The sequence below is a fragment of the Bradyrhizobium sp. Y36 genome (assembly GCF_002531575.1).
GTDB lineage: Bacteria > Pseudomonadota > Alphaproteobacteria > Rhizobiales > Xanthobacteraceae > Bradyrhizobium.
On sequence record NZ_NWTI01000007.1, the window covers coordinates 272,909 to 299,470 of the forward strand.

Genomic DNA, 26,562 nt, shown 5'->3' on the forward strand with positions numbered 1-26,562 from the left:
CGCTTGAAGCGCCTTAGGAGACGACTTCCGCGGTGACGCGGCCGACACCGGCGCCGGTGAGGCCGATGGCGCGGGCAGCACCCGTGGAGAGGTCGAGAACCCGGCCGCGAATGAAGGGGCCGCGGTCGTTGATGGTGACGACCACACTCTGGCCGCGATGGGTGACGCGCAGCTTCGTGCCGAACGGCAGCGAGCGGTGCGCCGCAGTCAGGGCGTTCTGGTTGAAGCGCTGGCCCGAGGCGGTGCGGCTGCCGGACTCGTTGCCGTAATAGGAGGCCATGCCGGAGAAGCTGTGGCCGCCGCCCGAGCTCGGCGTCATCGCAGCATTGGCGTTGCGCCAATCGGACGTCGTGTTGGTATCGGCCTGGGCGTGGTGGCGGTGATGCCGGTGGTGGCGGGATTTGGCGGAAGCTTCGGTGGCAGTTCCACCGATCAGGAGAGTTGCGGCAACGAAAGCGATCGCCGTACGCGGCCGGGTCACAAAGCCCAGCGTCTTCAAAGACAGCATTTAGTGGTCCCTAAGCTAGTATTGCCACATATGTGGCTAGTGGAGCCCCCATCAGTTTGTGAGCGGATTGGCGTTTCGATTCCCAATGCGGCATGAATTGGGCAGTAGTTCCGTTCCGTGTCGTCCTGAAATATCTTGTGACTGGCATCGATATTGCAGCCGATGTTTCGTAATCTTCCGATTTAACGATTCTTTAACCTATTTATTACATCCGAATACTGTAAAACGAAGTCATCCCGCCCGGCATTTAGAATTCGGTAAGTATTCGGGACCCGCTGGCAGTCGGCCCGTGGGTCACGCCTCAGCGATCCGTGTTCATGGCGGCTATGCGCTGAGGGCAGGAACGAAATGGCGGGCTGCCGCGACCGGGCTCGCGGCAATTCCGTGGCGCGGGTCATCCGGCTCTCGGATCAGGAAAGAAGTGTCGCAACGTGCGACGAACTGGCGACAGAACCTCGTGCCTTTAATTTGGCGTCATGTTGCACCTGCGCGCCTGCTATGTTAGCAAAGCCGCGATTTTAACGGACCCGGCACCTCCCGTGCCGGCCGAAAATCGAAGTCCCGCTTGAATTCCAAGGGCTTGGATCGCTAGGCGCCGCTTTGTGGCGACGGTTTTTCCCTTGCGAGTTTGACAGCAAAAAGAGCGCGTCTGTGGCTGCAGAAGATACGTCCGTTTCTGGTGTGTCCGGCCGTTATGCAACGGCCTTGTTTGAACTGGCCCGCGACCAGAAGGCGGTCGACGAGGTCAAAGCCGATCTCGAGAGATTCGAGGCCTTGCTGGACGAGAGCGCCGACCTGAAGCGCCTCGTCCGCAGCCCGGTGTTCGCGGCTGATGCCCAGTCCAGGGCCCTGTCGGCCGTGCTGGCCAAGGCGGGCATCGCCGGCATCTCCGCCAATTTCCTGAAAGTGCTGACGGCCAATCGCCGCCTGTTTGCGGTGACCGACGTCATCCGCGCCTATCGCGTCCTCGTCGCCAAGTTCAAGGGCGAGACGACGGCCGAGGTCACGGTGGCGGAAGCGCTCTCGGACAAGAATCTCGACGCCCTCAAGGTTGCCCTGAAGTCGGTGACCGGCAAGGACGTCGCGCTGAACGTGAAAGTCGATCCCTCGATCATCGGTGGCCTTGTCGTCAAGCTGGGCAGCCGCATGGTGGATGGCTCGCTTCGCACCAAACTCAATTCGATCAAGCACGCGATGAAAGAGGCAGGCTGATGGACATCCGCGCCGCGGAAATTTCCGCGATCCTCAAGGACCAGATCAAGAATTTCGGCCAGGAAGCTGAAGTCTCCGAAGTCGGACAGGTGCTGTCCGTCGGCGACGGTATCGCCCGCGTCTATGGTCTGGACAACGTCCAGGCCGGTGAAATGGTCGAGTTCGAGAACGGCACCCGCGGCATGGCGCTGAACCTCGAAACCGACAACGTCGGTGTCGTTATTTTCGGTGCCGACCGCGAGATCAAGGAAGGCCAGACCGTCAAGCGCACCCGCGCCATCGTGGACGCGCCGGTCGGCAAGGGTCTGCTCGGCCGCGTCGTCGACGCGCTCGGCAACCCGATCGACGGCAAGGGTCCGATCCAGGCCGACAAGCGTATGCGCGTCGACGTCAAGGCGCCCGGCATCATTCCGCGCAAGTCGGTGAACGAGCCGATGGCGACCGGCCTCAAGGCGATCGACGCCCTGATCCCGATCGGCCGCGGCCAGCGCGAGCTGATCATCGGCGACCGCCAGACCGGCAAGACCGCAATCGCGCTCGACACCATTTTGAACCAGAAGCCGCTCAACGCGCAGCCCGACGAGAACATCAAGCTGTACTGCGTCTACGTCGCGGTCGGCCAGAAGCGTTCGACCGTCGCCCAGTTCGTGAAGGTGCTGGAAGAGCAGGGCGCGCTCGAGTACTCGATCGTCGTCGCCGCCACCGCGTCGGACCCGGCGCCGATGCAGTACATCGCGCCGTTCACCGGCTGCACCATGGGCGAGTACTTCCGCGACAACGGCATGCACGCCGTCATCATCTATGACGATCTGTCCAAGCAGGCCGTCGCCTACCGCCAGATGTCGCTGCTGCTGCGCCGCCCGCCGGGCCGCGAAGCCTATCCGGGCGACGTGTTCTATCTGCACTCCCGCCTGCTCGAGCGCGCGGCGAAGCTGAACAAGGACCAGGGCTCGGGCTCGCTGACGGCGCTGCCGGTCATCGAAACCCAGGCCAACGACGTGTCGGCCTACATCCCGACCAACGTCATCTCGATCACCGACGGTCAGATCTTCCTGGAAACCGACCTGTTCTTCCAGGGCATCCGTCCCGCGGTGAACGTCGGTCTGTCGGTGTCGCGCGTGGGTTCGTCCGCGCAGACCAAGGCCACCAAGAAGGTCGCCGGCAAGATCAAGGGCGAGCTGGCGCAGTACCGCGAAATGGCGGCGTTCGCACAGTTCGGCTCCGACCTCGACGCTTCGACCCAGCGCCTGCTCAACCGGGGCTCGCGCCTCACCGAGCTCTTGAAGCAGCCGCAGTTCTCGCCGCTGAAGATGGAAGAGCAGGTCTGCGTGATCTGGGCCGGCACCAACGGCTATCTCGATCCGCTGCCGCTCAACAAGGTGCGCGCGTTCGAGGACGGCCTGCTGTCGCTGCTGCGCGGCAAGCACGTCGACATCCTCAATTCGATCCGCGACAGCCGCGATCTCTCCGACGACACAGCTGCCAAGCTGAAGTCGGTGGTCGAAGGCTTCGCCAAGAGCTTCGCGTAACTAACAACCGTCATGGCCGGGCTAAAGCGCGAAGCGCGTCTTCGCAAATGATGTCCCGGCCATCCACGTCTAACGGCGTGTGAGGCGGCACGTGGATGCCCGGGACGAGCCCGGGCATGACGACTGGGATAGGCTAGCGGCTTGATCGCAAGGATCGAACCGCCGGGGTGAACGAAGAATGGCGTCACTTAAAGACATGCGCGTCCGCATCGCCTCCACCAAGGCGACGCAGAAGATCACCAAGGCCATGCAGATGGTCGCAGCTTCCAAGCTGCGCCGCGCGCAGACCGCCGCGGAAGCGGCGCGTCCCTATGCCGACAAGATGAGCGCGGTGATCTCCAACATCGCCAGCGCTGCGGCGGGCTCGCCCGGCGCACCGGTGCTGCTGGCCGGCACCGGCAAGGACCAGGTTCATCTGCTGCTGGTCTGCACCGGCGAGCGCGGCCTGTCCGGCGCCTTCAACTCCTCGATCGTGCGTCTCGCCCGCGAGCGCGCCCTGGCGCTGATGGCGCAGGGCAAGGACGTGAAGTTCTTCTGCGTCGGCCGCAAGGGTTACGAGCAGCTCCGCCGCCAGTTCGACAAGCAGATCGTCGAGCACATGGACCTGCGGAGCGTCCGCCAGCTCGGCTTCGTCAATGCCGAGGACATCGCCAAGAAGGTGCTGGCGCGGTTCGACAACGGCGAGTTCGACGTCTGCACGCTGTTCTATTCGCGCTTCAAGTCGGTGATCGCGCAGATCCCGACCGCCCAGCAGGTCATTCCGCTGGTGGTCGAGGAGGGCGCTGCCGCCAACACCACGTCTTACGAATACGAGCCGGAAGAGGACGAGATTCTCACCCGTCTCCTGCCGCGCAACCTCGCGGTCCAGATCTTCCGCGCGCTGCTCGAGAACAACGCCTCGTTCTACGGCGCGCAGATGAGCGCGATGGACAACGCGACGCGCAACGCCGGCGAAATGATCCGCAAGCAGACGCTGGTCTACAACCGCACGCGTCAGGCGCAGATCACCAAGGAACTGATCGAAATCATCTCGGGCGCCGAAGCCGTCTAAGGACGCATCGGTACCCATCAACGCAACATCCCGGTCTACGGACCGTGGTTTAGAAGTTCGGATCGAAGGAGACATTCAATGGCAGCCCAGCTCGGTCGCGTCACCCAGGTCATCGGCGCCGTCGTCGACGTGCAGTTCGAAGGCCACCTGCCGGCCATTCTCAATTCGCTCGAGACCAAGAACGGCGGCAACCGCCTGGTGCTCGAAGTCGCCCAGCATCTCGGCGAGTCGACCGTCCGCACCATCGCGATGGACACCACCGAAGGTCTGGTCCGCGGCCAGGAAGTGACCGACACCGGCGCTCCGATCCGCGTTCCCGTCGGTGAAGGCACGCTCGGCCGCATCATCAACGTCATCGGCGAGCCGATCGACGAAGCGGGTCCCGTCAAGACCGAAGGCCTGCGCGCGATCCACCAGGAAGCGCCGACCTACACCGACCAGTCGACCGAAGCTGAAATTCTCGTCACCGGCATCAAGGTCGTCGACCTGCTGGCTCCCTACGCCAAGGGCGGCAAGATCGGCCTGTTCGGCGGCGCCGGCGTCGGCAAGACCGTGCTGATCCAGGAGCTGATCAACAACGTCGCGAAGGCGCACGGCGGTTATTCCGTGTTCGCCGGCGTCGGCGAGCGGACCCGCGAGGGCAACGACCTCTATCACGAGTTCATCGAGTCCAAGGTCAACGCCGACCCGAAGAACCCGGATCCGAGCGTGAAGTCGAAGTGCGCGCTGGTGTTCGGCCAGATGAACGAGCCGCCCGGCGCCCGCGCCCGCGTCGCGCTCACGGGTCTCACCATCGCGGAAGATTTCCGCGACAAGGGCCAGGACGTGCTGTTCTTCGTCGACAACATCTTCCGCTTCACCCAGGCCGGCTCGGAAGTGTCGGCGCTCTTGGGCCGTATTCCTTCGGCGGTGGGTTATCAGCCGACGCTCGCGACCGACATGGGCGCGCTGCAGGAGCGCATCACCACGACGCAGAAGGGTTCGATCACCTCGGTGCAGGCGATCTACGTTCCGGCCGACGACTTGACCGACCCGGCGCCGGCGACCTCGTTCGCGCATCTTGACGCGACCACCACGCTGTCGCGCTCGATCGCCGAAAAGGGCATCTATCCGGCGGTGGACCCGCTCGACTCGACCTCGCGCATGCTCTCCCCGCTGGTCGTCGGCGAGGAGCATTACGCGGTCGCCCGTCAGGTCCAGCAGGTGCTGCAGCGCTACAAGGCGCTCCAGGACATCATCGCCATTCTCGGCATGGACGAGCTTTCGGAAGAGGACAAGCTGACCGTGGCCCGCGCCCGCAAGGTCGAGCGCTTCATGTCGCAGCCGTTCCACGTCGCCGAAATCTTCACGGGCTCGCCGGGCAAGTTCGTCGACCTCGCCGACACCATCAAGGGCTTCAAGGGCCTGGTGGAAGGCAAGTACGACCACCTGCCGGAAGCCGCCTTCTACATGGTCGGCACCATCGAAGAAGCGGTCGAGAAGGGCAAGAAGCTGGCTGCGGAAGCCGCCTAAATTCAAGGTGTCATCGCCGGACTTGATCCGGCGATCCATCAAGTAGGATCTCGATGGATGGTCCCGCGGGTCAGGCCCGCGGGGGACAAGCGGAAAACAACGGATAGCCCATGGCCACCTTCCACTTCGATCTCGTCTCTCCGGAAAAGCTCGCCTTCTCGGGCGAGGTCGATCAGGTCGACGTTCCCGGCGTCGAAGGAGACTTCGGCGTGCTGGCGGGGCATGCGCCGGTCGTGGCGGCGATCCGCCCCGGCATTCTCACCATCACCACCGGCGGCAAGCACGAGAAGATCATCGTGCTCGGCGGCCTCGCCGAAGTCTCCGAAAAGGGCCTGACCGTGCTCGCCGACGTCGCGACGTCGCTGGCCGAGCTCGACCGGGCCCAGTTCGCCGAGACCATCTCGGAGATGGAAGAGAGCCTGAAGGAGCACGAAGGCGGCGAGCTCGACCAGGCCATCGCGCGGCTCGACCACTTCAAGAGCATCCAGCATCAGCTCAACTCCACGGCTATGCACTAAGCCCCGGGGCACCGCTCCGGGGCTCGAGTCTGCAATTTTCGAACAAGTTCAGCGCTCGTCACTGATCGTGGCGGGCGCTGAAACTTTGTTGCACCGTGCTGGGGAAGGCGGCATTCTGCCCGCGTATTTTGTTCCCGGGGCAGGGTGCAGATGAAACGCAAGATCGCAGCGATTTTCGCAGCCGATATTGCCGGTTACTCGAGGCTGGTCGCGGAAGACGAGGAGGAGACGCTGCGGCGTCTGGCCTCCTATCGCGAGGTCGTCGACGATTTCATCGCCAGGGCCAGCGGCCGCATCTTCAATACCGCAGGCGACGCCGTGCTTGCGGAATTCCCGAGCGCGGTCGATGCGGTGCGCTGCGCGATCGACATCCAGGAATCCCTGCGTACCCGCAACATGGCCTATCCGCCAAGCCGGCAGATGTCGTTCCGCATCGGCATCACCATCGGTGACGTGGTCGAGCGCGACGGCGATCTCTTGGGCGACGGCGTCAACATCGCAGCAAGGCTCGAAGGCCTCGCCGAGGTCGGCGGCATCTGCGTCTCCCGCGCGGTGCATGAGCAGGTCGCCAACAAGCTCTCGGTGCAGTTCGCCGATATCGGCGCGCAGGAGGTGAAGAACATCCCGACGCCGGTGCATGCCTACATGGTCGCGATGCGGCGCGAGGACGGCAGCTATTCCAAGCCGCAGGTGAAGAAGGTCGCGGGCAAGGTGGCCGCAGCGCCGGTGTGGATGTGGCCGCTGGTGGTGGCCGTGGTCTCGATCGTCGGCATTGTGGTCACCGGCTTTCTCTACAATACCAAGCTCAAGCAGACCGCGACCGTCGCGGCTCCGGCCGTGACGCCCAGCGCTGCGCCGAGCGCCGCGCCGACGGCAATGGCCGCGTCGCCGACGCCGACCCAAATGGCAAAGGCGCCGATGGCGCCGTCGAATGCCGGCGCCGCGATGGCGCCGATGCCGTCGTCGTCGCCGTCACCGACATCAGGCCAGCTTTCGGCCGATGCCGTCCCCTTCATCAACGAGCGCGTGCGCGCCTTCCTCGCCGGCGATTATGCGAGCTCCGGCGATTACAAGGCCTTCGCACTCAATGTCGGCGGCTTCACCGGCTCGGCGATGAACCAGCCGACCGAGGAAGCCGCGCGCAACATGGCGATCGAGCAGTGCCAGAAGCGCGCCGACGCCGCGCAGTCGCCGCGGCGATGCGAGCTCTATGCGCTCGGCAACACTGTCGTGTACGCGCATGGCAAGCCGCCGATGCCGCCGTCACCCTACTTCCGGCATGATGCGATGATCGAGCGGGCCTTCGCATCGAAGGATTTTCCGATCGTGCGGGAGCCGCAGAAAGTCCGGCTCGAGAACATCTTCGTGCCCGCGGCGAAATCCCGCTCGGTCGCGCTCGGTCCGGGCGGACAATATTTCATGGTGCTCGGCGCCTCGTCCGCAGAGGATGCAGCGCGGCGGTCGCTGGAATCGTGCGGCGCGATCGCCGGCGTGGCGTGCCTCGTGGTTGCGATCGACGACAATTTCGTCGTGCCGATCCCGACCCTGTTCAGGATCACCGGCTTCTTCAATGCGGCGAGCAACTCCTCGATCGTGGCGGATGCGCGCGGCGAGGTGGTGCGCAAGCTCGGCGACGCCATGGGCTGGAATGCGGTTGCCGTCGGCACCGCCGGCCGGGCAGGTCTTGGCCTCAAGGCCGCCGACGAGCAGGCCGCCGTCAAGTCCGCGCTGGCCGATTGCGCCAAGCGCGACGGCGATTGCCACGTCATCGCAATCGGTCCGTTCACGGTGGGGCCGATCAATTAGCCGTTGAAAATTCTCTCATGATTTCAGACCCCATTCTACTGTGCATGGGGTTGTTTTCGCAGTTTTAGTTTGCGAAGGCCGCAAACTCGCTTGCCACCGCGCGATAGACCTCCCGCCGGAACGGCACCACGAGATCGGCGACGCGGTCGAGGCGCTCCCAGCGCCAGGCATCGAACTCCGCGGGCTGGCCGTTCTGCGGCGTCAGCGGATCGATTTCGTCATCCTTGCCGGTGAAGCGCAGCGCGAACCATTTCTGGCGCTGGCCGCGGAATTTGGCGAGGCGATGGGTCTGCGGGCCGTCGTAGGGTGGGAACTCGTAGGTGAACCAGTCGGTCTCGCCGAGGAAATTTGCGCTGACGACGTTGGTCTCCTCCCAGAGCTCGCGCATCGCCGCATCGCGCAGGTTCTCGCCTTCGTCGACGCCGCCCTGCGGCATCTGCCAGTCGAGGCCGGGCAGGATGATCTCGGGCCCGTCGCCCTTGAAACGGTGGCCGATCAGCACGCGGCCGTCGGCATTGAACAGGGCGATGCCCACGTTAGGGCGGTAGGGCTTTTCATTCGTCACGCGTGGATCTTTCGTCGTCAGTCCGGGTGATGCATTAGCATCGAACCCGGCATGGCGACTGATTTATTCCTCTGCCAGTGCGGAGAATTCCTGCACCACGCGCTCATAGACCGGGCGCTTGAAGGGAATGATGAGCCCGGTCAGATTCTTCATCGGCTCCCAGCGCCAGCTGACGAACTCGGCCTTGTGGCCGCCGCCGCCGGGCTTTTCGACGTTGATCTCGCTGTCCTTGCCGGTGAAGCGCACCGCATACCATTTCTGGCGCTGGCCGCGGTAGCGGCCCTTCCAGGCGCGTCCGGCCACCGTGCGCGGGATGTCGTAAGTGAGCCAGTCGGGGACCTCGCCGAGCCGCTCGACCGAGCGCACGCTGGTCTCCTCGTAGAGTTCGCGCTTGGCGGCTTCCCAGGTGTCCTCGCCGGGATCGACGCCGCCCTGCGGCATCTGCCAGACATGGGTGTCGTCGACATGCTCGATGCCGCCGGCACGGCGGCCGATAAACACCAGTCCCTTTGGGTTGATCAGCATCACGCCGACGCAGGTCCGGTAGGGCAGATCCTCGTAACGCGCCATTCCGCCAGACCTCTCGCATGCTGCCGGTACGGCTCAACCGGCCCCCTGCGGGGCCGGTGGCGTACCAATTCGTTGATTTAGCTGGATTTTGATTTCAGCATCGCGGTTGTCAATGGCACCAAGAGAATACCCCGGTCGCCCAATGTCTTGGTCCAGGCGCTGATGCGGTCGATCGAGACGGGAAGGGCGGAGGCCGTGCCGACGGCCGCGCCGCGCTCGCGTGCCGCCGATTCGAGCTTGTTCAGGGCGCGGTCGATCTCGGTCGGGGTCGGTACCGCGTCGATCGCGATGTCGCCCTTGCCGAACGGCATCGCCGCGCTGCTTGCTGCCTGGGACGCGATGCTGCGGGGCGAGGAGCCGTCGTCGAAGAAGCCGAGGCCGCGCTTGGCCGCCTCGCGGATGATCGGCTGCATCGCCGGCTCCGTCGCGACGAAGCGCGCGCCCATGAAATTGGCGATGCCGGCATAGCCCTGCATCCGGCTCAGATGCCAGTACAGGCGGTCCATGTTCTGGTCGGGGCTGAGCGAGGTCAGCAGCGTCTGCGGGCCCGGGTCGTTGTCCGGAAAATCGTAGGGCTCCATCGGGATCTGCAGGAAGATCTCGTGGCGCTGCGCGCGGGCGCGCTCGGCGAGCTTGCCGGGATCGGCGCCATAGGGCGTGAAAGCCAGCGTCACCGCCGGCGGCAGCTTCATGATCGCGTCGGTGGTCTTGGCGGCGCCGACGCCGAGGCCGCCGATCACGATGGCGACCACCGGCATCTTGGCGGCCTTGGCGCGGTCCGCATCCGCGGCGTAGACGTTGAACGGCTTCAGGTCGCCGGAGACGACCGGGATCATGCCGTAGCGCGACTTCTCCAGCAGCTTCGAATCGATTCCGGCCATGACCGGCGGCGGAGCCGAAGCGGCCGCCGCCTCGCTTTTGTTCGTTGCATCGCCAGCGCCGATCACCACGTCGTGGCGCGCACCGGTCGAGCCGTCGATCATGGTGACGGTCTTCTGCTCACCGGGGGCAGCCTGCTTCGGCGCTTCCTTGGTTTCGTGCTTGCTGTCCGCAGGAGCGGCCGGCTTCTCAGCGGGAGCCTTGTCTGCGCCGTTCTCGCGGATCGCGAGCCGCGTCATCGGCTCGCCGCCGAGCGGATCCTTGTTGAAGATGGCGAAGCCGGCAAAGGTGAGCAGGAACAGGCCGAGCAGCACGGCGAGCAGCTGCATGGCCGAGAACGGCAGCCGCAGCCGGCGTTTCCGGCGCGGCTTATCCTGTCCGAGCGGGGCGCTCAGATCGTCGGCCGTTTCAGTCATGCGCGATCCCGAATCACTGCAAAAGACGATACCACGCCGAGGTCAAGCGGCGGCAGGCCGGGATAGGCCGGGGATGCCAGGAGTTCCAAACGAAAAGGGCGGCTCCTGGAGCCGCCCTTTGTGGGATCGCGTGAGCCGCGGGCTTAGTTGGCCGCCTTAGTTCGCCGCCTTGGGCTTGTCGGTCGTGGCCTTGGTGTCGCCGCCGGGAGCGGGCGCGGCCGAGGCGCTGTTCTTGATGCCGTGGAGCAGGTCGCCGGCGAGCTTGAGCGCCTTGTCGTCCTTGGCGTCCGGCGGGACGTAGGACTGCGAGCCGGTCTTCTCGTCGCCGTCGTTCTTGAGATGGCCGCGCAGCGAAGCCTCGCCCTTGGTGTCGGTGCGCGCCTTCAGCTCGTCCGGCACGTCCTGCAGCACTTCGATGTCGGGCACGATGCCCTTGGCCTGGATCGACTTGCCCGACGGCGTGTAGTAGCGCGCCGTGGTCAGGCGCAGTGCGCCGTTGCCGCTTCCGAGCGGGATGATGGTCTGCACCGAGCCCTTGCCGAACGAGCGCGTGCCGACGATGGTCGCGCGCTTGTGGTCCTGCAGCGCGCCCGCGACGATTTCCGACGCCGAGGCCGAGCCGCCATTGACCAGCACGATGACCGGCTTGCCCTTGGTGAGGTCGCCCGCATGCGCGGTGCGGCGCTGAGTCTCCTCGGCATTGCGGCCGCGGGTCGAGACGATCTCGCCCTTCTCCAGGAACGAGTCGGAGACGGTGACCGCTTCCTCGAGCAGGCCGCCCGGGTTGTTGCGGAGGTCGATGATGTAGCCCTTGAGCTTGTCGCCGATCTGATTCGAGAGGTTGGCGACCTCGCGCTTCAGGCCCTCGGTGGTCTGCTCGTTGAAGGTGGTGATGCGGATATAGGCGATGTCGTCCTGCTCGACGCGCGCGCGCACCGAACGGACGCGGATGTTGTCGCGCACCAGCGTGACGTCGAGCGGATTGTCCTGGCCCTTGCGGATGATCTTCAGCTTGATCTTGGTGTTGACCGGGCCGCGCATCTTCTCGACCGCCTGGTTCAGGGTCAGGCCCTGCACCGCCTCGTCGTCGAGATTGGTGATGATGTCGTTGGCCATGATGCCGGCGCGCGAGGCCGGCGTGTCGTCGATCGGCGAGACCACCTTGATCAGGCCGTCTTCCATCGTGACCTCGATGCCGAGACCGCCGAACTCACCGCGGGTCTGCACCTGCATGTCGCGGAAGCTCTTGGCGTCCATGTAGCTCGAATGCGGATCGAGGCCCGTGAGCATGCCGCTGATGGCGGATTCGATCAGCTTGGTGTCGTCGGGCTTCTCGACATAGTCCGAGCGCACGCGCTCGAAGACATCGCCGAACAGATTGAGCTGGCGATAGGTGTCCGCGGTGGCGGCTCGCGCGCTGGAGCCCATGAACACCGCGCGCGGCTGCGTCACGAACAGCGTCAGCGCCGCACCGGTGGCTGCGCTGAGGAGAATTACTGAAGTCTTGCGCATCATCCGCGAACCTTCTCGCCTTCATTTGCGGCCCACCATGGGCCTGGATCGATTGGAGTGCCGTCCTTACGGAACTCGACATACAGCACAGGTTGACTCGCGTTCGTCGCGAGAATGGAGGCGACTTGAGATGTCGACCCCATGGTCGCGACCGGCTCCCCCGTGAGCACAAACTGTCCGATGTTGACCGAAATGCGCTCCATCCCGGCGATCAGGACATGATACCCGCCCCCGGCGTTGAGGATCAAGAGTTGTCCATAGCTGCGGAACGGGCCGGAATAGACCACCCAGCCGTCACACGGCGTCGTGACCTGGGAGCCGGGCTTGGTCGCCAGCGAAATGCCCTTCTGGACCCCGCCGACCCCGTCGGAACCGCCAAACTCCCTGATCTTGTTACCGTTAACCGGAAGCGGGAGCAGACCCTTGGCTGAGGCGAACGCGATCGCCGGGGTGGTGCGGGAACGGTCCTTGAAAGCGCCGGGGCCGGCCTTGGCGCTGGCGGCTGCCAGCTTGGCTTCCTTGGCCTCGGCCTGCCTGGCAGCCTCGGCGGCCTTCTCGGCGGCCTTGGCGGCGCTTTGCAGGTCCTGCTCCATCTTGGTGATCAGGCCCTGGAGATCGCCGACCTGCTTCGACAGCATGATCGCGCGCGAGTTCTCGGCGTCGAGATCCTTTTCGCGCGCCGCCTGCTGGCGCTGCCGCTCGTCGACGAGGGCGGTGAGGCGGGTCTGGTCGCTCCTGACCTTGTCGCGGTCGGAGGCGAGCTGGTCGCGCTCGGTGGCGATGGTTTTGCGCAAGGCGACGAGCTCGCCGAGCTCGCTTGCGATCTTTTCGGCGCGGCCGCGCAATTCGGGGACGACGGCGCCGAGCAGCATCGCGGTGCGCAGCGATTGCAGTGCATCCTCGGGACGCACCAGCAGCGCCGGCGGTGTGCGCCGTCCGGCCCGCTGCAACGCCGCCAGCACCTCGACGATGTCGGCGCGGCGCGAATCCAGCGAAGCGCGCATCTCCTGCTCGCGGCCGTTCAGGTTTCTCAGCCGCGCTTCGGTGTCGTCGATCTTGGTCTCGACCCCGCGCACATTGGCCGCGGTGTCGATCAGCTGTTGATTGAGCTGCGTGCGGTCCTTGCCGAGCGAGGTGATCTCGGCCTTGAGCTTGGCCTGTGCTTCCTCCGCGCTCTTCTGCCGGGCGCGGGCGGCTTCCAGCTCCTGCTCGCGCTGCTTGATGGCGTCGGGCGAGACGGCTGCGGTCTGTGGCGCCGGCGTTACCGTCTGAGCTTGCGCGAGGCTTGTGTTCGCTTGCGCGAGGCTTGCGCCGGCAACGCCCGTGATCAGCAGCAGGTTGAGGAGCGGCGCTCGCATCGTGTCGGCAAAGGTGCTCGTTGTGGCGCGCATCACGCGCGGTGATAGGGGTGGCCGGCCAGGATGGTGGCGGCCCGGTAAAGCTGTTCCAGAAGCATGACGCGGACCATTTGATGCGGCCAGGTCGCAGAGCCGAACGCGATCGCGAGCTTGGCCTTACGGCGCAATTCGGGCGAAAGTCCGTCCGCCCCTCCGATCACGAAGATTGTATGTCCGGCCCCCTCGTCGCGCCAGCGGCCGAGATTCCGTGCGAATACGGTGGAATCGAGATTCTGGCCGCGCTCGTCCATCGCCACCAGGATCGCCTTGTCCGGAATATGCGCCGAGATCGCCGCGGCCTCTTCAGCCATCCGCGTGGCGGTGTCGCGCGCGCGGCTTTCGGGGATTTCGTGGATCAGGAGCTCGCGGAATCCGAGCTTGCGGCCGGCCTCGTCGAACCGCTCCAAATAGCGGTCGGCAAGCTCCCGTTCGGGGCCCTGCTTCAGCCGGCCCACCGCAATGACAGCAACACGCATGGTATGTTCAGGGTCGCGTTTTCAGCACCGCGCGCAGGTTGCGCGCGCACGACGCTAGCATGCGCGTCAGCCGATTCGAAATCGGCTCGTCGAGCCTAGATCGCCTTCGCGGCTCCCGGGCCCTGCGTGTACAACCGCTCGAGGTTGTAGAACTCGCGGACTTCGGGGCGGAACACGTGCACGATCACGTCGCCGGAATCGATCAGCACCCAGTCGCAATTGGGCAAGCCCTCGACATGGATGTTCCTGATGCCGTTTTCCTTGAGGCCCTTGGCGACGTTTTCCGCGATCGCGCCGACGTGCCGGTTGGCCCGGCCGGTGGTGACGATCATGTAGTCGGAGTACGCCGATTTGCCGCGAAGGTCGATGGTGACCGTCTCTTCCGCCTTCATGTCCTCGAGGCGGGAGAGGATCAGGCTCAGCGTCTTGTCGGCGTCGGGTTGCGCCTTCAAGGCCGCAGCTTTGGTCGTTGTTTTACGCGCCGGTCTTGCCTTGGGTAAAACAGACTTCGTTGAAGTCTTGGACAATACAGATGTGGTCAGGGACCATTCCTTTCACTGTATCGCGAACGCCGAATCCCGCGCTCACTGGTTACACTACATCATGTGGGGTTAAGGGTTTCAATATGCCAGAGAGCCCCAAAATCCACGCGAAATCCGCACGCGCCGTCTCACGTCGTACCTTTCCAGCTCCCGTCCGGGTTCCGCAGGCCCGTCGAGGACAAATTCAGCTTCAATCCGGTCAGAAACACCCAGGCCGGGGCCGGTCGATCCGCGAGCAGCGCTGCCTTGTTCTCGGGCAGGCGGTAGCGCGATAACGCCCGGGCTGCGGGAGAGGAGAGGGCGCGGAAGCTTTGCGGCGGGCGATCGATCACGGCCATCGGCACCTGGGCGGCGATGCGCTGCCAGTCCTGCCACCGGTGGAATTGAGCGAGATTGTCAGCGCCCATGATCCAGACAAAGCGCAAGCCGCGAAAGCGGCGGCGCAAAATGTTGATCGTGTCGATAGTGTAGCGGGTGCGGATGACGGATTCGAGACAGCTGACCTCGATGCGCGGATCGTCGGCGATCTCGCGCGCGGCCTGCATGCGCGCGCCGAGCTCATGCAGATTGCCGTTCTCCTTCAGCGGATTGCCGGGCGTCACCAGCCACCAGACGCGATCGAGCTGCAATCGCTTCAGCGCGAACTGGCTGATGGCGCGATGCGCCTGATGCGGCGGATTGAACGAGCCGCCGAGCAGGCCGATGCGCATGCCCTCCGTGTAGGGCGGGACCGCTTGTGCCAGGGAACGCGGCACCACGAAATTGTTGCTCAATGCCCGCGCCTCGCGACGTTTACGGTCGGGTCTGTCCGGTGCCGTGGACGCGATATTTGAAGCTCGTCAATTGCTCGGCGCCGACGGGGCCGCGGGCGTGGAAGCGGCCGGTGGCGATGCCGATCTCGGCGCCGAAGCCGAACTCGCCGCCATCGGCGAATTGGGTCGAGGCGTTGTGCAGCACGATCGCGGAATCGACCTCGCTGAGGAATTTCTGCGCCGCAGTCTCGTCCGCGCTCACGATCGCATCGGTGTGATGCGAACCGTGCGTCTGGATGTGCGCGATCGCACCATTGACGCCGTCCACCACCTTCGCCGCGATGATCGCGTCGAGATATTCGGTGTCCCAATCGTCATCGCTCGCAGGCTTCACCCGCGCGTCCGCCTTCTGCACGGCGTCGTCGCCGCGCACTTCGCAGCCGGCATCGAGCAGCATCTCGACCAGCGGCTTCAAATTCTTGGCCGCCGCCGCGCGATCGACCAGCAGCGTCTCGGCGGCGCCGCAGACGCCGGTGCGGCGCATTTTGGCGTTGAGCACGATCGACTTCGCCATCGCGAGGTCGGCGCTGGCATCGACATAGACGTGATTGACGCCTTCCAGATGCGCAAACACAGGCACGCGCGCCTCCTGCTCGACGCGCGCGACGAGGCTCTTTCCCCCGCGGGGTACGATCACGTCGACGGCGCCGTTCAGTCCCGACAGCATCATGCCGACCGCCGCGCGGTCGCGCGTCGGCACCAGCGTGATCGCAGCCTCGGGCAAGCCGGCTTCGCGCAGGCCCTGCACCAGGCAGTCATGGATGGCGCGGCAGGAGCGGAAACTGTCGGAGCCGCCGCGCAGGATCACGGCATTGCCCGACTTCAGGCACAACACGCCTGCGTCGGCAGCGACATTGGGCCGGCTCTCGAAAATCACGCCGACGACGCCAAGCGGCACGCGCACGCGCTCGATGGTCATGCCGTTCGGCCGCTGCCAGCTCTCGGTGACGATGCCGACGGGATCGGCGATGCCGCGCACGATGCCGATGCCCTCGGCCATGCCTTCGACCCGCGCCGGCGTCAGCGTCAGGCGGTCGATGAAGGAGGAGGTGGCATTGCCGGCGGCGCGAGCCTCCGCGACGTCCTCGGCATTGGCGGCGAGAATGGCGGCGGCGTTGGCGCGGATCGCCCGCTCCATGGCTTCGAGCGCCCGGTTCTTCTGCTCCGGCGGCGCCAGCGCCAGCACGCGCGCAGCAGCGCGGGCCCGGGTCCCGAGATCGGACATCAGCGCCTGAAGATCGGCATTGCCGTCGACAGCTTTGAGGGGGGCGGCCATGGGGGTCAAAACCTTCTGCTAAGGCGGTGTCCTAGCACGGAAATCCCGCGTCTGCGAAGGGCGGGGAGGGTATGGCAGGTCTCCCAGGCGGCGGGTCGGCTGGGTCATTGGCCCAGCAAAAAGGGCCGCGGCGGCCCTTACCCGCCCACCACGAGATCGTCGCGGTGGATCATCTCGGCGCGGCCGCTGATGCCGAGGATGGCCATCACATCGGGGGAGGAGCGGCCCTTGATCCGCTCGGCCTCGTCGGCGTCGTAGGCGATCAGGCCGCGGCCGATCTCGCTGGTGTCGGGGCCGCGCACGATCACGGCATCGCCGCGGGCGAACTGGCCCTCGACCTTGATCACGCCGGCCGGCAGCAGGCTGGCGCCGGCGCGCAGCGCCGTCACGGCGCCGGCATCGATCGTCAGCGTGCCCTTCGGCTCCAGCGTGCCCGCGATCCAGCGTTTGCGCGAGGTGATGGGGTTGGCAGGCGTCAGGAACCAGGTGCAGCGGCCGCCATCGGCGATCGCCTGCAGCGGATGCTCGATCTTGCCCGAGGCGATCAGCATATGCGTGCCGCCGGTCGTTGCGATCTTGGCCGCCTCGACCTTGGTGCGCATGCCGCCGCGCGACAGCTCGGACTCGGCGTCGCCCGCCACGGCCTCGATCTCCGAGGAGATGCTCTCGACCACCGGAATCAGTTTTGCATTCGGGTTGTTCTTGGGCGGAGCGTCGTAGAGCCCGTCGATGTCGGACAGCAGCACGAGCAGGTCGGCGCTCGCCATGGTGGCGACGCGGGCGGCGAGGCGGTCGTTGTCGCCGTAGCGGATCTCGTTGGTCGCCACCGTGTCGTTCTCGTTGATGACCGGGATCGCGCGCCACTCCAGCAGCTTGCCGATGGTGGAGCGCGCATTGAGATAGCGGCGGCGCTCCTCGGTGTCCTGCAGCGTGACCAGGATCTGGCCGGCGTCGATGCCGTGCGCGCCCAGCACCTCGGACCAGATCCGCGCCAGCGCGATCTGGCCGACGGCGGCGGCGGCCTGGCTCTCCTCCAGCTTCAGCGGACCGCGCGGCAGCTTGAGGCGGCTGCGGCCGAGCGCGATCGAGCCGGAGGAGACGACGAGGACGTCGCGCCCTTCCTTGTGCAGCTTGGCCATGTCGTCGGCGAGCGCGGCGAGCCAGGACGCCCGCACCTCGCCCTTGTCGGAATCGACCAGCAGCGCGGAGCCGACCTTGACGACGATGCGGCGGAATTGACTGAGTTCGGGGCTGGCCATAGGACGCTTGGGCGATCTGCTCTGCATTGGAAACGGCGGAGCGAGAAGGCGGCGCCGATGGGCCCGCTTTTGCAGCAGGACGATGGCCGGCGCAAGGCGGCCAGGATGGTAAACCGCAAATGTCGGCCTTGTCCGGGACGCGTCTCTGGTCCTAACTGGTATCAACCAAAATGGGGTCGAAGGGGAAACGCATGGATCGCCGCACGTTCATGGCCGGATGTCTCGGGCTGCCGCTGCTGGCGCAGGCAGGCGAGGCGCAAGCACAGGCCGGGCTGACCAAGATCGTCTTCCCGTTTGCGGCGGGCGCCGGCGGTGACACGCTGTGCCGGCTGATCGCGCAGGAGATGGCCCCGGTGCTGCAGCGGACCATCGTGGTCGAGAACCGCACCGGCGGCGACGGCCTGATCGGCATCAAGGCGGTGAAGGGCGCGAGCCCCGACGGCAGCATGGTGCTGGTGACGACGGGCCCCACCATGTACCTGCTGCCGATGGTGGAGACGACGCCCAGCTTCGACACGGCGAAGGATTTCGTACCGGTGTCGCTGCTGGCGCGGTTCGAATTCGCGCTGGTGATCAACCCGGCGGTCGAGGCCTCCGATTTCAAGAGCTTCGTGGCGTGGCTGAAGGCGCATCCGGACAAGACCTCGTTCGGCGTGCCGAGCAACGGCACCATTCCGCACTTCATGGGCTCCAAGCTCGAGAAGGATCTCGGCATTGCCCTGACGCGGGTGCCCTATCGCGGCAGCGCGCCGATCCTCAACGACCTCGTCGGCGGACACATCGCTTTCGGGATCACCACGCTGGCCGATGCGTTGCCGCAGCATCGCGCCAAGGGCGTGCGGATCATCGCGGTGTCGAGCGCGGAACGCTCGCCTTTCGCGCCCGAGGTTCCCACGCTGAAGGAGAGCGGCATCGATCTCGTCGCCGACGCCTGGTACGGCATGTGGCTTCCCGCCGGCAGCCCGCCGGAGTTTGCCAGCAAGCTCGGCGCCGCCTCGAGCGCCGCGCTCGCCAGGCCCGAGGTGAAAGAGAAGCTCACGGCGATCGGGTTGATCCCGGTCGGCAGCAACGCGGACGGGCTGGCGAAGGAGCTCGCCGCGAACATCGCGTTGTGGCAGCCGATCGTGAAGGCGACGGGATACAAGATCGAGAATTAAACTCCCTCGGCGCCCCACACTCCGCCGTCATGGCCGGGCTTGACCCGGCCATCCACGTGCGTCCGCGATTGCCGTAAGACGTGGATGCCCCGGGTCAGGCCCGGGCATGACGAGTTGAGAGAGTTTCTCTCTGCTCACTCACATCTTCGCGCGCTGCGCGATGCCGTCCTTGATCGCCGTGAGCTCTTTCTCGTCCCAGATGCCGATCAAGACGCCGCCCTTCACTTGCAGCTGGTTGTCCGCATAGGCCGCGATCTTCTCGCGCGGCGTGGTGATGTGGCCGCTCGGATGCAGCGCCCAGTCGAACAGCTCGGCCTGCAGCCGCGCGATGATGCCGGCGCAATCAGGGTCGTCGCCGCGATCCAGATATTCTTCCGGATCGGTTTCGAGATCGTACAGCATCGGGCGGAAGCCGGAGGCGTGGATGTATTTCCAGCGGCCGTCGAACACCATGAACAGGCGGCAGCGCTCGATCGGCTGGTTCAGCTTCAGTCGCACGTCCTGCATGGCATAGTCGTATTCGGAGAACGCGACCTTGCGCCAATCCGCAGGCGTCGGCCCGCGCAGCAGCGGCAGCAGCGAACGCCCTTCGAGAATGTGCCCGGGCACCTTGCCGTCGAAATAATCGACGAAGGTCGGCGCCAGATCGATGCCTTCGACCAGCGCATCGCTGCGGGTGCCGCGGGTGGCGTCGGCTTCCTTTGACGGATCGATGACGATCAGCGGGATCTTCGCCGATTGTTCGTGGAACAGGTCCTTCTCGCCCATCCAGTGATCGCCGAGATAATCGCCATGATCGGAGGTGAACACGATCATGGTGGTGTCCAAGAGGCCGCGCTCACCCAAGAATTTCATCAGCACGCCCATCTGGTCGTCGATCTGGGTGATCAGGCCCATATAGGTCGGGATCACCTTCTCGCGGGCCTCATCGCGTGCCATGTTGCGGGAGTAGCGCATGTCCATATAGGCGCCGAACACCGGATGCGGATTTTGCCGCTCGCGTTCGGAGCGGATCACCGGGATCATGTCGTCGGTCGAATACATGCTCGCATAGGGCTCGGGCGCGATGTAGGGCCAGTGCGGCTTGATGTAGGACAGATGCAGGCACCACGGCCGGCCGTCGGTCTCGGCCTCGCTGATGAAATCCATCGCACGGCGCGTCATGTAGGGCGTCTCGGAATGCTCGTCCGGCACGCGCGCGGCCTTGTCGGCGTGCACCAGCAGCCAGCCGTTCTGCAGGGAGCCGTCTTCCGCGGCACCGGAGTTGGCCCAGTGCTCCCACGGGTTGGTCGCTTCAAAACCTTGGCTGCGCAGGTACTCGTCGTATTTCGGCCGCGGCCGCCCCGTGGGATGCAGGCCGTCGTCGCGCTCATACGGCTCGAAGCCGCATTCGGCGACGTGCACGCCGATGACAGATTCCGGGGGAATGCCGAGCGCCTTCATGCCTTCGAGATCGGGCGCCATGTGGGTCTTGCCGACCAGCACGTTGCGCACCCCGATCTTCCTGAGGTGATCGCCGAGCGTGGGCTCGCCGACACGCAGCGGCCAGCCGTTCCAGTGCGAGCCGTGCGAGCGCATGTAGCGGCCGGTGTAGAACGACATCCGCGAGGGGCCGCAGATCGGCGATTGCACGTAAGCTTTCGAGAACAACACGCCGCGCTTCGCCATGGCGTCGATGTTCGGCGTCTTCAGCGTGGGATGGCCGGTGCAGCCGAGATAATCGTAGCGAAGCTGGTCGCACATGATCCAGAGAACGTTCTTCGCGCGCGCCATGCGTCATCCCTGCATTTTCTTGATGGTTTGATGCTGCGCTATCGGAGGCGCGAAGACAAGCCGGTGATGCGCATGGCCGTGGCCATCCACTCCGCTGTCGTCCCTGCGAACGCGGGGACCAATAACCCCAGGGAGAGGTTTGGCGAAGACTGGAGGTGATCCTGCTTCGGTACGAAGACCGCGGATAACCGATGGATCACGCGGTATGGGTCCCTGCGTTCGCAGGGACGACGGTGGAGAGAGTCTAGGCCGACCACGGCTCCGCTTCGGCCGCGCTCTTCGCCTTGGCGGAGACCGGGGCCTCGCCGATCACCTCGACGAGCGCGCGCAATGCTTCCTTCACGCCCTGACCGGTCACGCCGGACAGCAGCAACGGCGTCTTCTTGGAGGCGCGCTTCAGCCGCTCCTTCTGCTTCTTCAGCTCGTCCGGCTCGACCGCGTCGATCTTGTTCAGCGCGACAATCTCGATCTTGTCGGTCAAGAGCCCGCCATAGGCGTCGAGCTCCTTGCGCACCGTCTTGTAGGCCTTGCCGGCATGCTCGCAGGTCGCGTCGATCAGGTGCAGCAACACGCGGCAGCGCTCGACATGGCCGAGGAAGCGGTCGCCGAGGCCGGTGCCTTCATGCGCGCCTTCGATCAGGCCGGGGATGTCCGCCAGCACGAACTCTCGTCCGTCGGCGTTCACGACGCCGAGCTGCGGATGCAGCGTGGTGAAGGGATAGTCGGCGATCTTCGGCTTGGCCGCGCTGACCTTGGACAGGAAGGTCGACTTGCCGGCATTGGGCATGCCGACGAGGCCGGCATCCGCGATCAGCTTCAGTCGCAGCCAGATCCAGCGCTCTTCGCCCACCTGGCCGGGATTGGCGTTGCGCGGCGCGCGGTTGGTCGAGGATTTGAAATGCGCGTTGCCGAAGCCGCCATTGCCGCCCTCGGCCAGCACGAATTTCTCGCCGACCTTGGTGAAGTCGTGGATCAGCGTCTCGCGGTCCTCGTCGAAGATCTGCGTGCCCATCGGCACCTTCAGCACGATGTTCTTGCCGTTGGCCCCGTGGCGGTCCGAGCCCGAGCCGTTCTCGCCCTTCTGGGCCTTGAAGTGCTGCTGGTAGCGGTAGTCGATCAGCGTGTTCAGCCCGTCGGCGACCTCGATGATGACATTGCCGCCGCGGCCGCCATTGCCGCCGGAGGGACCGCCGAATTCGATGAACTTCTCGCGGCGGAACGCCACGCAGCCGTTCCCGCCGTCACCGGAACGGATATAGACCTTTGCTTCGTCGAGGAATTTCATGGGCCATAGGTAGGCCAGCCGGCCCCCTCCGGCAACCCGGATAGACCCGCAAATTGGCCGAATTTCTCGCGATTTCGCCCCTTGCTTAACCTTCGGGACGGCTCCCGCATCGCCGGGATGTGGTATAGCGGCCCGGAACGGGGCGGAGCGTTGCGGATGCGGCGGCGGGAGTTCATCGGGGGCGCGATCGCGGTTGCCGCGCTGTCGCGGGCGCATGCGCAAGCGGCAATGCCGGTCATCGGCTTTCTGCACGCCGGCTCCGCGGAGGAGAACGTCAAGCGGCTCGCGGCGTTTCGCAAGGGACTGGCGAGCGGCGGCTTCACCGAAGGGCAGAACGTTGCGATCGAATATCGCTGGGCCTCGGGCCGGAACGAGGAGCTGCCGGCGCTCGCCGCCGATCTGGTCCGCCGCAATGTCGCGCTGATCGCGACGCCCGGAACCACGGCGGCCGCCGTGGCGGCCCGGAAAGCCACTGCGACGATCCCGATCGTGTTCTCTTCCGGCACTGATCCGGTCGCGCTCGGTCTCGTCGAGAGCCTCAACCGTCCCGGCGGCAATGCCACCGGCATCACGTCGCTCAATGCGGAGCTGTCTGCCAAGCGGCTCGGCATCTTTCGCGAGCTCGTGCCCGGGGTGTCGCGCTATTTCGCCCTGGTGAAGCCGGGCTCGGCATTGGCCGCGCCCTTTGTTTCCGATCTGGCGCGGGCCGCGGCGCCGCTCGGCATTCGCGTCGAGGTGCTCAATGCAGCTACCGAGGGGGAGATCGACAGCGCCTTCGCGCAGCTGCCGCCGACGCCGGGCGCGGGCCTGGTGTTCGGCCCGGAAGCCTTTTTCTACGTCTATCGCGCGCACATTGCCGAACTGGCGCTGCGTCGCCAGGTGCCGACCATCTTCGACGTCCGCGACTACGTCGAGGCCGGCGGGCTTGCGAGCTATGGCTCGGACTATTTCAACGTGATGGAGCTTGCCGGCCAATACACGGCAAGGGTGCTCAAAGGCGCGCGGCCCGCCGAGCTGCCGGTGCAGCAGGCCTCCAAGTTCGAGCTCGTGCTCAACCGCAAGACCGCCGCGACCCTCGGCCTTGCAATCTCGCCGACATTGCTGGCGACCGCCGATGACGTGATCGAATAGAAGCGAACCGGGCCACGCTCAGGCCGGCGGCGCATCGCCGGCCGGCAGCAGGACGCAGCGCAGGGGATGCTGACGGGCCGCCGCAAGGCTTTGGATCTTGTCGCGGAGGGCCGCGGCCTCGGCGCGGGGAAAGACCCCGCAGGAGCCGCGCTTGCGCGCATGCGTCGAAAACATGATCGCGGTCGCGCGCTCGCGGCCCACCCCGAGGACGTTTTCAAGAACGAAGGTCACGAATTCCGATGGTGTATAGGGGTCGTTCAACAGCACGACCTCCAGATAAGGCGCCTCGCCGTTCTCCGCTTCGACTTCCGCGCCCTTGACGGTGTCATGGCTCAGATAGACCAGGGCATCGGTGCGGGTTGCGCCCTGTGCCAAGAGAAAGCGCCCAACCGGCTCGGCGAACAGCTCGACCAGCATGTCGGCGCCCGTCACCATCGTCCGTTCGGACAGCTGCGCCTCGTTGAAGGCAAGCTGAAGCAGATGACCGAGGCCCGTCGTCGGCTCCGTCGCGCCCGCGGCCTCGACATCCCGCCGCAAGCGCATCAGGTCGATGCCGCAGGCCTGCATCACCGGCGAAGCGTCTTCATCCTCGGTCAAGGCGATCAGCAAATCCTGCGGGCCGGGACGCGTGCGGCCTTGCGCCCGGGCGGCCAAAGTCGCGCGCTGGAGCGAACGCTTCAATGTCTCGGAGCAGGGCGGCAGGAGTGCCATCGCGGGCCATCATTGTACGGGCGGTGTGTGCACGGGGTTTGTCGGCACATGCTCCGCCGTGGTTCACGCTGTGCGGCCCGCTCCGCCGGCGCGAGACGGCCGGTTAGTCCGGCCGCCGCCGGATCAGGAATTTCTGCGTGCCCTCCAGCACCAACTCCTTGCGCTGGTTGAACACGGTGCTGCGCAGCGTGACTGCGCCGGTCGTTCGCCCCGGCACGAGCTCGGTGACCTCCAGTGCGGGGTAGATGGTGTCGTCGGCGTAGACCGGCTTGAGGAACCGGCTCGATTGCTCGAGGAAGCCGACCAGGGATTCCTCGACCATGAAGGGAAACAGGCCGGCGCCGGGCGCGGTGTGGATCAAGGTCTGGAAGCCGTGCGCGAGCAGATGCGGCATGCCGCGGCTGCGGCAATATTCCACGTCGTAATGCACGGGATGGGTATCGCCGCTCGCGGTCTGGAACGCGGCGAAGATCGCCGAGGTCTGCGTCCGGCTCGGCAGCACGAAGCGTTCGCCGACGACGAAATCCTCAAACCAGCGTTGCGCCGGGATCATGCGATGCTGGGTCGGATCGAAGTCGGTCATGGCGATGCTCTCCGCGCGTGTCTGAGCTATCGCTACCGCGCCGCGAAGAGTGCGACAATCCGTTCAATTCGGCGTAGCAGGCTTGCCCGCCGCGGCCACGTCATTAAAACGACCGCAAGCGACCCTACCAGCCGATTCCCGACACGCTCTCCGTTCGTCATTGCGAGGAGCGCAGCGACGAAGCAATCCAGACTCTTTCCGCGGAGACAGTCTGGATTGCTTGGTCGCAAGAGCCCCTCGCAATGACGAGCCCCGAACCCGCAACCCGTCTCGATGCCCCTGTTCAAGAACCTCTCTGCCTATGACGATCGCTCCGCGCGCCTCGCCGGCATCGGGCTGATGGTGCTGTCGATCTTCATGTTCTCGTTCGGCGACGCCATGGGCAAGTTTCTGGTCGGCACCTATTCGGTGGGGCAGCTCCTGTTCCTGCGCGCCTGCGCGGCGCTGCTGCTGCTCGCGCCGATGATCTGGAAGCAGCGTCACCAGTTCCTGCATCTGGAGCGTCCTCGCCTGCAGCTGTTCCGCGTCGTGCTCTCGACGCTGGAGGTCGCCGCCTTCTTCCTCGCGACCGTCTATTTGCCGCTCGCCGACGTCATCACCTATTATCTCGCCGGGCCCATCTTCGTCACGGCGATGTCGGCGATCTTTCTGGGCGAGAAGGTCGGCTGGCGGCGCTGGACCGCGATCCTGATCGGCTTCTGCGGCGTCCTGATCGCATTGCGGCCGTCGGCGCAGACCGTCAGCCTGCCGGCGCTGATCGCGCTCGGCGGCAGCCTGTCCTTCGCGACCTTGATGCTGATCACGCGCAGCCTGCGCAAGACGCCCGACATCGTGATGGCGTCCTCGCAATTCGTCGGCACGTTCTCGCTGGGCGCGGTGCTGTCGGCGTTCAACTGGGTGCCGCCGACGGCGGGCAGCCTCGTGATCTTCGCCACCGCCGGGCTGATCTCGGTGACGGCGCTGTTCTGCGTCAACCGCTCGCTCAAGCTGGCGCCGGCCAGCGTCGTGGTGCCCTATCAATATTCGATGATCGTCTGGGCCGTGATCTTCGGCTTCGTCGTGTTTGGCGACGTGCCGTCGGTCGCGACGATCGTCGGCGCGGCGATCATCATCGGCGCCGGGTTCTACATCTACTTGCGCGAGCGGGATTTGGGGCGGCCGAGTGAGGAAGTGAATCCGCCAGCGTAGCGCTTACCCTCCCCTGGAGGGGGAGGGTCGATCGCGCGAAGCGCGAGCGGGGTGGGGTGATCTCTCCACGCGGGCACTGTTGGACGGGTAGAGACCGTCACCCCACCCCGTCTCACATCTTCGCTGCGCTCGATGTGAGCCGACCCTCCCCCTCCAGGGGAGGGTAAGCGCCTTCGGCCTACCTCAGCCGTCGCGCACTGCTCCAACTCTTCAGCGAGGCCCACACGCCGCGCGACAGGCGGAAGCAGTCGACCGGCGTCGACGATCCCAGCGCGAGGAAGCGGTGCAGCTGCACGCCGCTCCACTGGAAGCCGCACTTCTCCAGCACCTTGCGCGAGGCCGGGTTGGTGACGCGCGCGCCGGCATAGAGGTGCTCGTCCTCGAACTCCTCGAAGAAGAAGTCGATCGCGCCGCGTGCGGCCTCGGTGGCAAAGCCCCGGCCCCAATGCTCGACACCGAGCCAGTAGCCGAGCTCGGCATTGCCAGGCGTGGAGCAGTCGATGCCGACCATGCCGACAGGCCCGCTGTCGTGCTCGATCAGGAACACGGTTTCGCTGCCGAGCGCCGCGGTGGCGCGGATGAATTCGACGGCGTCGTCCTGCGAATAGGGATGGGGGAGACGGCGGGTGTTCTCCGCGACGCGGCGGTCGTTGGCGAGCCGGGCGATGGTCCTGACGTCGGCCAGGGTCGGCCGCCGCAACGTCAGCCGTTCGGTGGCGACGACGCTGGGTCTCGCCTCCGCCAAGGTCACGCTCGTGAAATCCTGCAACATGTCCGGCTCCGTGAAAGTCACTAAGTCAAAGTGAGCAAGTCAAAAGAAAAGGGGAGGCCGGTTTCCCGCCTCCCCTTGGAGCCTTCGATCTCGATGATCTCCAGGACTCCGCCGGTTCAGTG

General features: G+C 65.6%; 25 protein-coding genes. 9 read left to right on the top strand and 16 right to left on the bottom strand.

Annotated elements, in window-relative coordinates:
* Positions 1-13 precede the first annotated feature (13 nt).
* Positions 14-508: a septal ring lytic transglycosylase RlpA family protein gene (locus CO669_RS15575; RefSeq protein WP_097660666.1), complete on the bottom strand. Its 495-nt coding sequence runs from the start codon at positions 506-508 to the stop codon at positions 14-16.
* 651 nt (positions 509-1,159) lie between these two features.
* On the opposite strand from CO669_RS15575, the gene CO669_RS15580 reads away from it, so the two are divergent.
* From CO669_RS15580 to CO669_RS15605, 6 genes are all read left to right on the top strand, one after another.
* Positions 1,160-1,720 (top strand): F0F1 ATP synthase subunit delta, encoded by a 561-nt coding sequence (locus tag CO669_RS15580; RefSeq protein ID WP_097660667.1) that lies wholly within the window; start codon positions 1,160-1,162, stop codon positions 1,718-1,720.
* A complete protein-coding gene (atpA, locus tag CO669_RS15585; RefSeq protein WP_097660668.1) occupies positions 1,720-3,249 on the top strand; it encodes a F0F1 ATP synthase subunit alpha in 1,530 nt (509 codons plus the stop codon). The genes CO669_RS15580 and atpA overlap by 1 nt, the downstream gene beginning before the upstream one ends.
* 178 nt (positions 3,250-3,427) lie before the next feature.
* On the top strand, positions 3,428-4,300 hold the full coding sequence (locus tag CO669_RS15590) for a F0F1 ATP synthase subunit gamma (protein ID WP_097660669.1): 873 nt from the start codon (positions 3,428-3,430) through the stop codon (positions 4,298-4,300).
* A 78-nt stretch (positions 4,301-4,378) separates the two neighbouring features.
* On the top strand, positions 4,379-5,812 hold the full coding sequence (gene atpD / locus CO669_RS15595; RefSeq protein WP_097660670.1) for a F0F1 ATP synthase subunit beta: 1,434 nt from the start codon (positions 4,379-4,381) through the stop codon (positions 5,810-5,812).
* A gap of 110 nt (positions 5,813-5,922) precedes the next feature.
* Positions 5,923-6,330, top strand: coding sequence for a F0F1 ATP synthase subunit epsilon (locus CO669_RS15600; RefSeq protein ID WP_097660671.1), 408 nt, complete (start codon positions 5,923-5,925; stop codon positions 6,328-6,330).
* Between the two features lie 150 nt (positions 6,331-6,480).
* Complete coding sequence (locus CO669_RS15605) at positions 6,481-8,136, top strand: adenylate/guanylate cyclase domain-containing protein (RefSeq protein ID WP_097660672.1); 1,656 nt, start codon at positions 6,481-6,483, stop codon at positions 8,134-8,136.
* 64 nt (positions 8,137-8,200) lie between these two features.
* On the opposite strand, the gene CO669_RS15610 is transcribed toward CO669_RS15605, so the two are convergent.
* From CO669_RS15610 to proB, 10 genes are all read right to left on the bottom strand, one after another.
* The gene (locus CO669_RS15610) at positions 8,201-8,701 is read right to left on the bottom strand and encodes an RNA pyrophosphohydrolase (RefSeq protein WP_097660673.1); all 501 of its coding nucleotides are present in this window, start codon (positions 8,699-8,701) and stop codon (positions 8,201-8,203) included.
* A gap of 63 nt (positions 8,702-8,764) precedes the next feature.
* Entirely contained in the window at positions 8,765-9,271 is a 507-nt protein-coding gene (locus tag CO669_RS15615) for an RNA pyrophosphohydrolase (protein WP_097660674.1), read from the bottom strand.
* Between the two features lie 77 nt (positions 9,272-9,348).
* Entirely contained in the window at positions 9,349-10,566 is a 1,218-nt protein-coding gene (locus tag CO669_RS15620) for a divergent polysaccharide deacetylase family protein (RefSeq protein ID WP_097660675.1), read from the bottom strand.
* 156 nt (positions 10,567-10,722) lie between these two features.
* Positions 10,723-12,081: a S41 family peptidase gene (locus CO669_RS15625; RefSeq protein WP_097660676.1), complete on the bottom strand. Its 1,359-nt coding sequence runs from the start codon at positions 12,079-12,081 to the stop codon at positions 10,723-10,725.
* Positions 12,078-13,436, bottom strand: coding sequence for a murein hydrolase activator EnvC family protein (locus CO669_RS15630; protein ID WP_097660733.1), 1,359 nt, complete (start codon positions 13,434-13,436; stop codon positions 12,078-12,080). The genes CO669_RS15625 and CO669_RS15630 overlap by 4 nt, the downstream gene beginning before the upstream one ends.
* 32 nt (positions 13,437-13,468) lie before the next feature.
* Positions 13,469-13,951, bottom strand: coding sequence for a 23S rRNA (pseudouridine(1915)-N(3))-methyltransferase RlmH (gene rlmH / locus CO669_RS15635; RefSeq protein WP_097660677.1), 483 nt, complete (start codon positions 13,949-13,951; stop codon positions 13,469-13,471).
* A gap of 95 nt (positions 13,952-14,046) precedes the next feature.
* Positions 14,047-14,403 (bottom strand): ribosome silencing factor, encoded by a 357-nt coding sequence (rsfS, locus tag CO669_RS15640; protein WP_097660678.1) that lies wholly within the window; start codon positions 14,401-14,403, stop codon positions 14,047-14,049.
* A 218-nt stretch (positions 14,404-14,621) separates the two neighbouring features.
* The gene (locus CO669_RS15645; RefSeq protein ID WP_198964034.1) at positions 14,622-15,266 is read right to left on the bottom strand and encodes a nicotinate-nucleotide adenylyltransferase; all 645 of its coding nucleotides are present in this window, start codon (positions 15,264-15,266) and stop codon (positions 14,622-14,624) included.
* A 19-nt stretch (positions 15,267-15,285) separates the two neighbouring features.
* Complete coding sequence (locus CO669_RS15650) at positions 15,286-16,581, bottom strand: glutamate-5-semialdehyde dehydrogenase (RefSeq protein ID WP_097660679.1); 1,296 nt, start codon at positions 16,579-16,581, stop codon at positions 15,286-15,288.
* A 137-nt stretch (positions 16,582-16,718) separates the two neighbouring features.
* Complete coding sequence (gene proB / locus CO669_RS15655; protein WP_097660680.1) at positions 16,719-17,840, bottom strand: glutamate 5-kinase; 1,122 nt, start codon at positions 17,838-17,840, stop codon at positions 16,719-16,721.
* A 191-nt stretch (positions 17,841-18,031) separates the two neighbouring features.
* Between proB and CO669_RS15660 the strand changes: the two genes are divergently transcribed.
* Positions 18,032-18,997 carry a Bug family tripartite tricarboxylate transporter substrate binding protein gene (locus tag CO669_RS15660; protein ID WP_198964035.1) on the top strand — a complete coding sequence of 322 codons (966 nt, stop codon included), beginning with the start codon at positions 18,032-18,034 and terminating at the stop codon, positions 18,995-18,997.
* A gap of 138 nt (positions 18,998-19,135) precedes the next feature.
* Here the strand turns inward: CO669_RS15660 and CO669_RS15665 are convergent, their stop codons facing one another.
* Both CO669_RS15665 and obgE read right to left on the bottom strand, forming a co-directional pair.
* Entirely contained in the window at positions 19,136-20,770 is a 1,635-nt protein-coding gene (locus tag CO669_RS15665; RefSeq protein ID WP_097660682.1) for an alkaline phosphatase family protein, read from the bottom strand.
* 244 nt (positions 20,771-21,014) lie between these two features.
* On the bottom strand, positions 21,015-22,055 hold the full coding sequence (obgE, locus tag CO669_RS15670) for a GTPase ObgE (protein WP_097660683.1): 1,041 nt from the start codon (positions 22,053-22,055) through the stop codon (positions 21,015-21,017).
* Positions 22,056-22,211: 156 nt separating this feature from the next.
* Here obgE and CO669_RS15675 point away from each other — a divergent pair, with 156 nt between their 5' ends.
* Entirely contained in the window at positions 22,212-23,186 is a 975-nt protein-coding gene (locus CO669_RS15675) for an ABC transporter substrate-binding protein (protein WP_158228770.1), read from the top strand.
* Positions 23,187-23,204: 18 nt separating this feature from the next.
* Here CO669_RS15675 and CO669_RS15680 read toward each other — a convergent pair whose 3' ends face one another.
* Positions 23,205-23,897, bottom strand: coding sequence for an ATP-dependent Clp protease adaptor ClpS (locus CO669_RS15680; protein WP_097660685.1), 693 nt, complete (start codon positions 23,895-23,897; stop codon positions 23,205-23,207).
* Between the two features lie 103 nt (positions 23,898-24,000).
* Positions 24,001-24,480, bottom strand: a complete 480-nt coding sequence (locus CO669_RS15685) for a MaoC family dehydratase (protein WP_097660686.1) — start codon at positions 24,478-24,480, stop codon at positions 24,001-24,003.
* Positions 24,481-24,753: 273 nt separating this feature from the next.
* Here CO669_RS15685 and CO669_RS15690 point away from each other — a divergent pair, with 273 nt between their 5' ends.
* Entirely contained in the window at positions 24,754-25,668 is a 915-nt protein-coding gene (locus CO669_RS15690) for a DMT family transporter (RefSeq protein WP_097660688.1), read from the top strand.
* Between the two features lie 178 nt (positions 25,669-25,846).
* Here CO669_RS15690 and CO669_RS15695 read toward each other — a convergent pair whose 3' ends face one another.
* Complete coding sequence (locus CO669_RS15695) at positions 25,847-26,440, bottom strand: GNAT family N-acetyltransferase (protein WP_198964036.1); 594 nt, start codon at positions 26,438-26,440, stop codon at positions 25,847-25,849.
* Between the last annotated feature and the right edge of the window lie 122 nt (positions 26,441-26,562).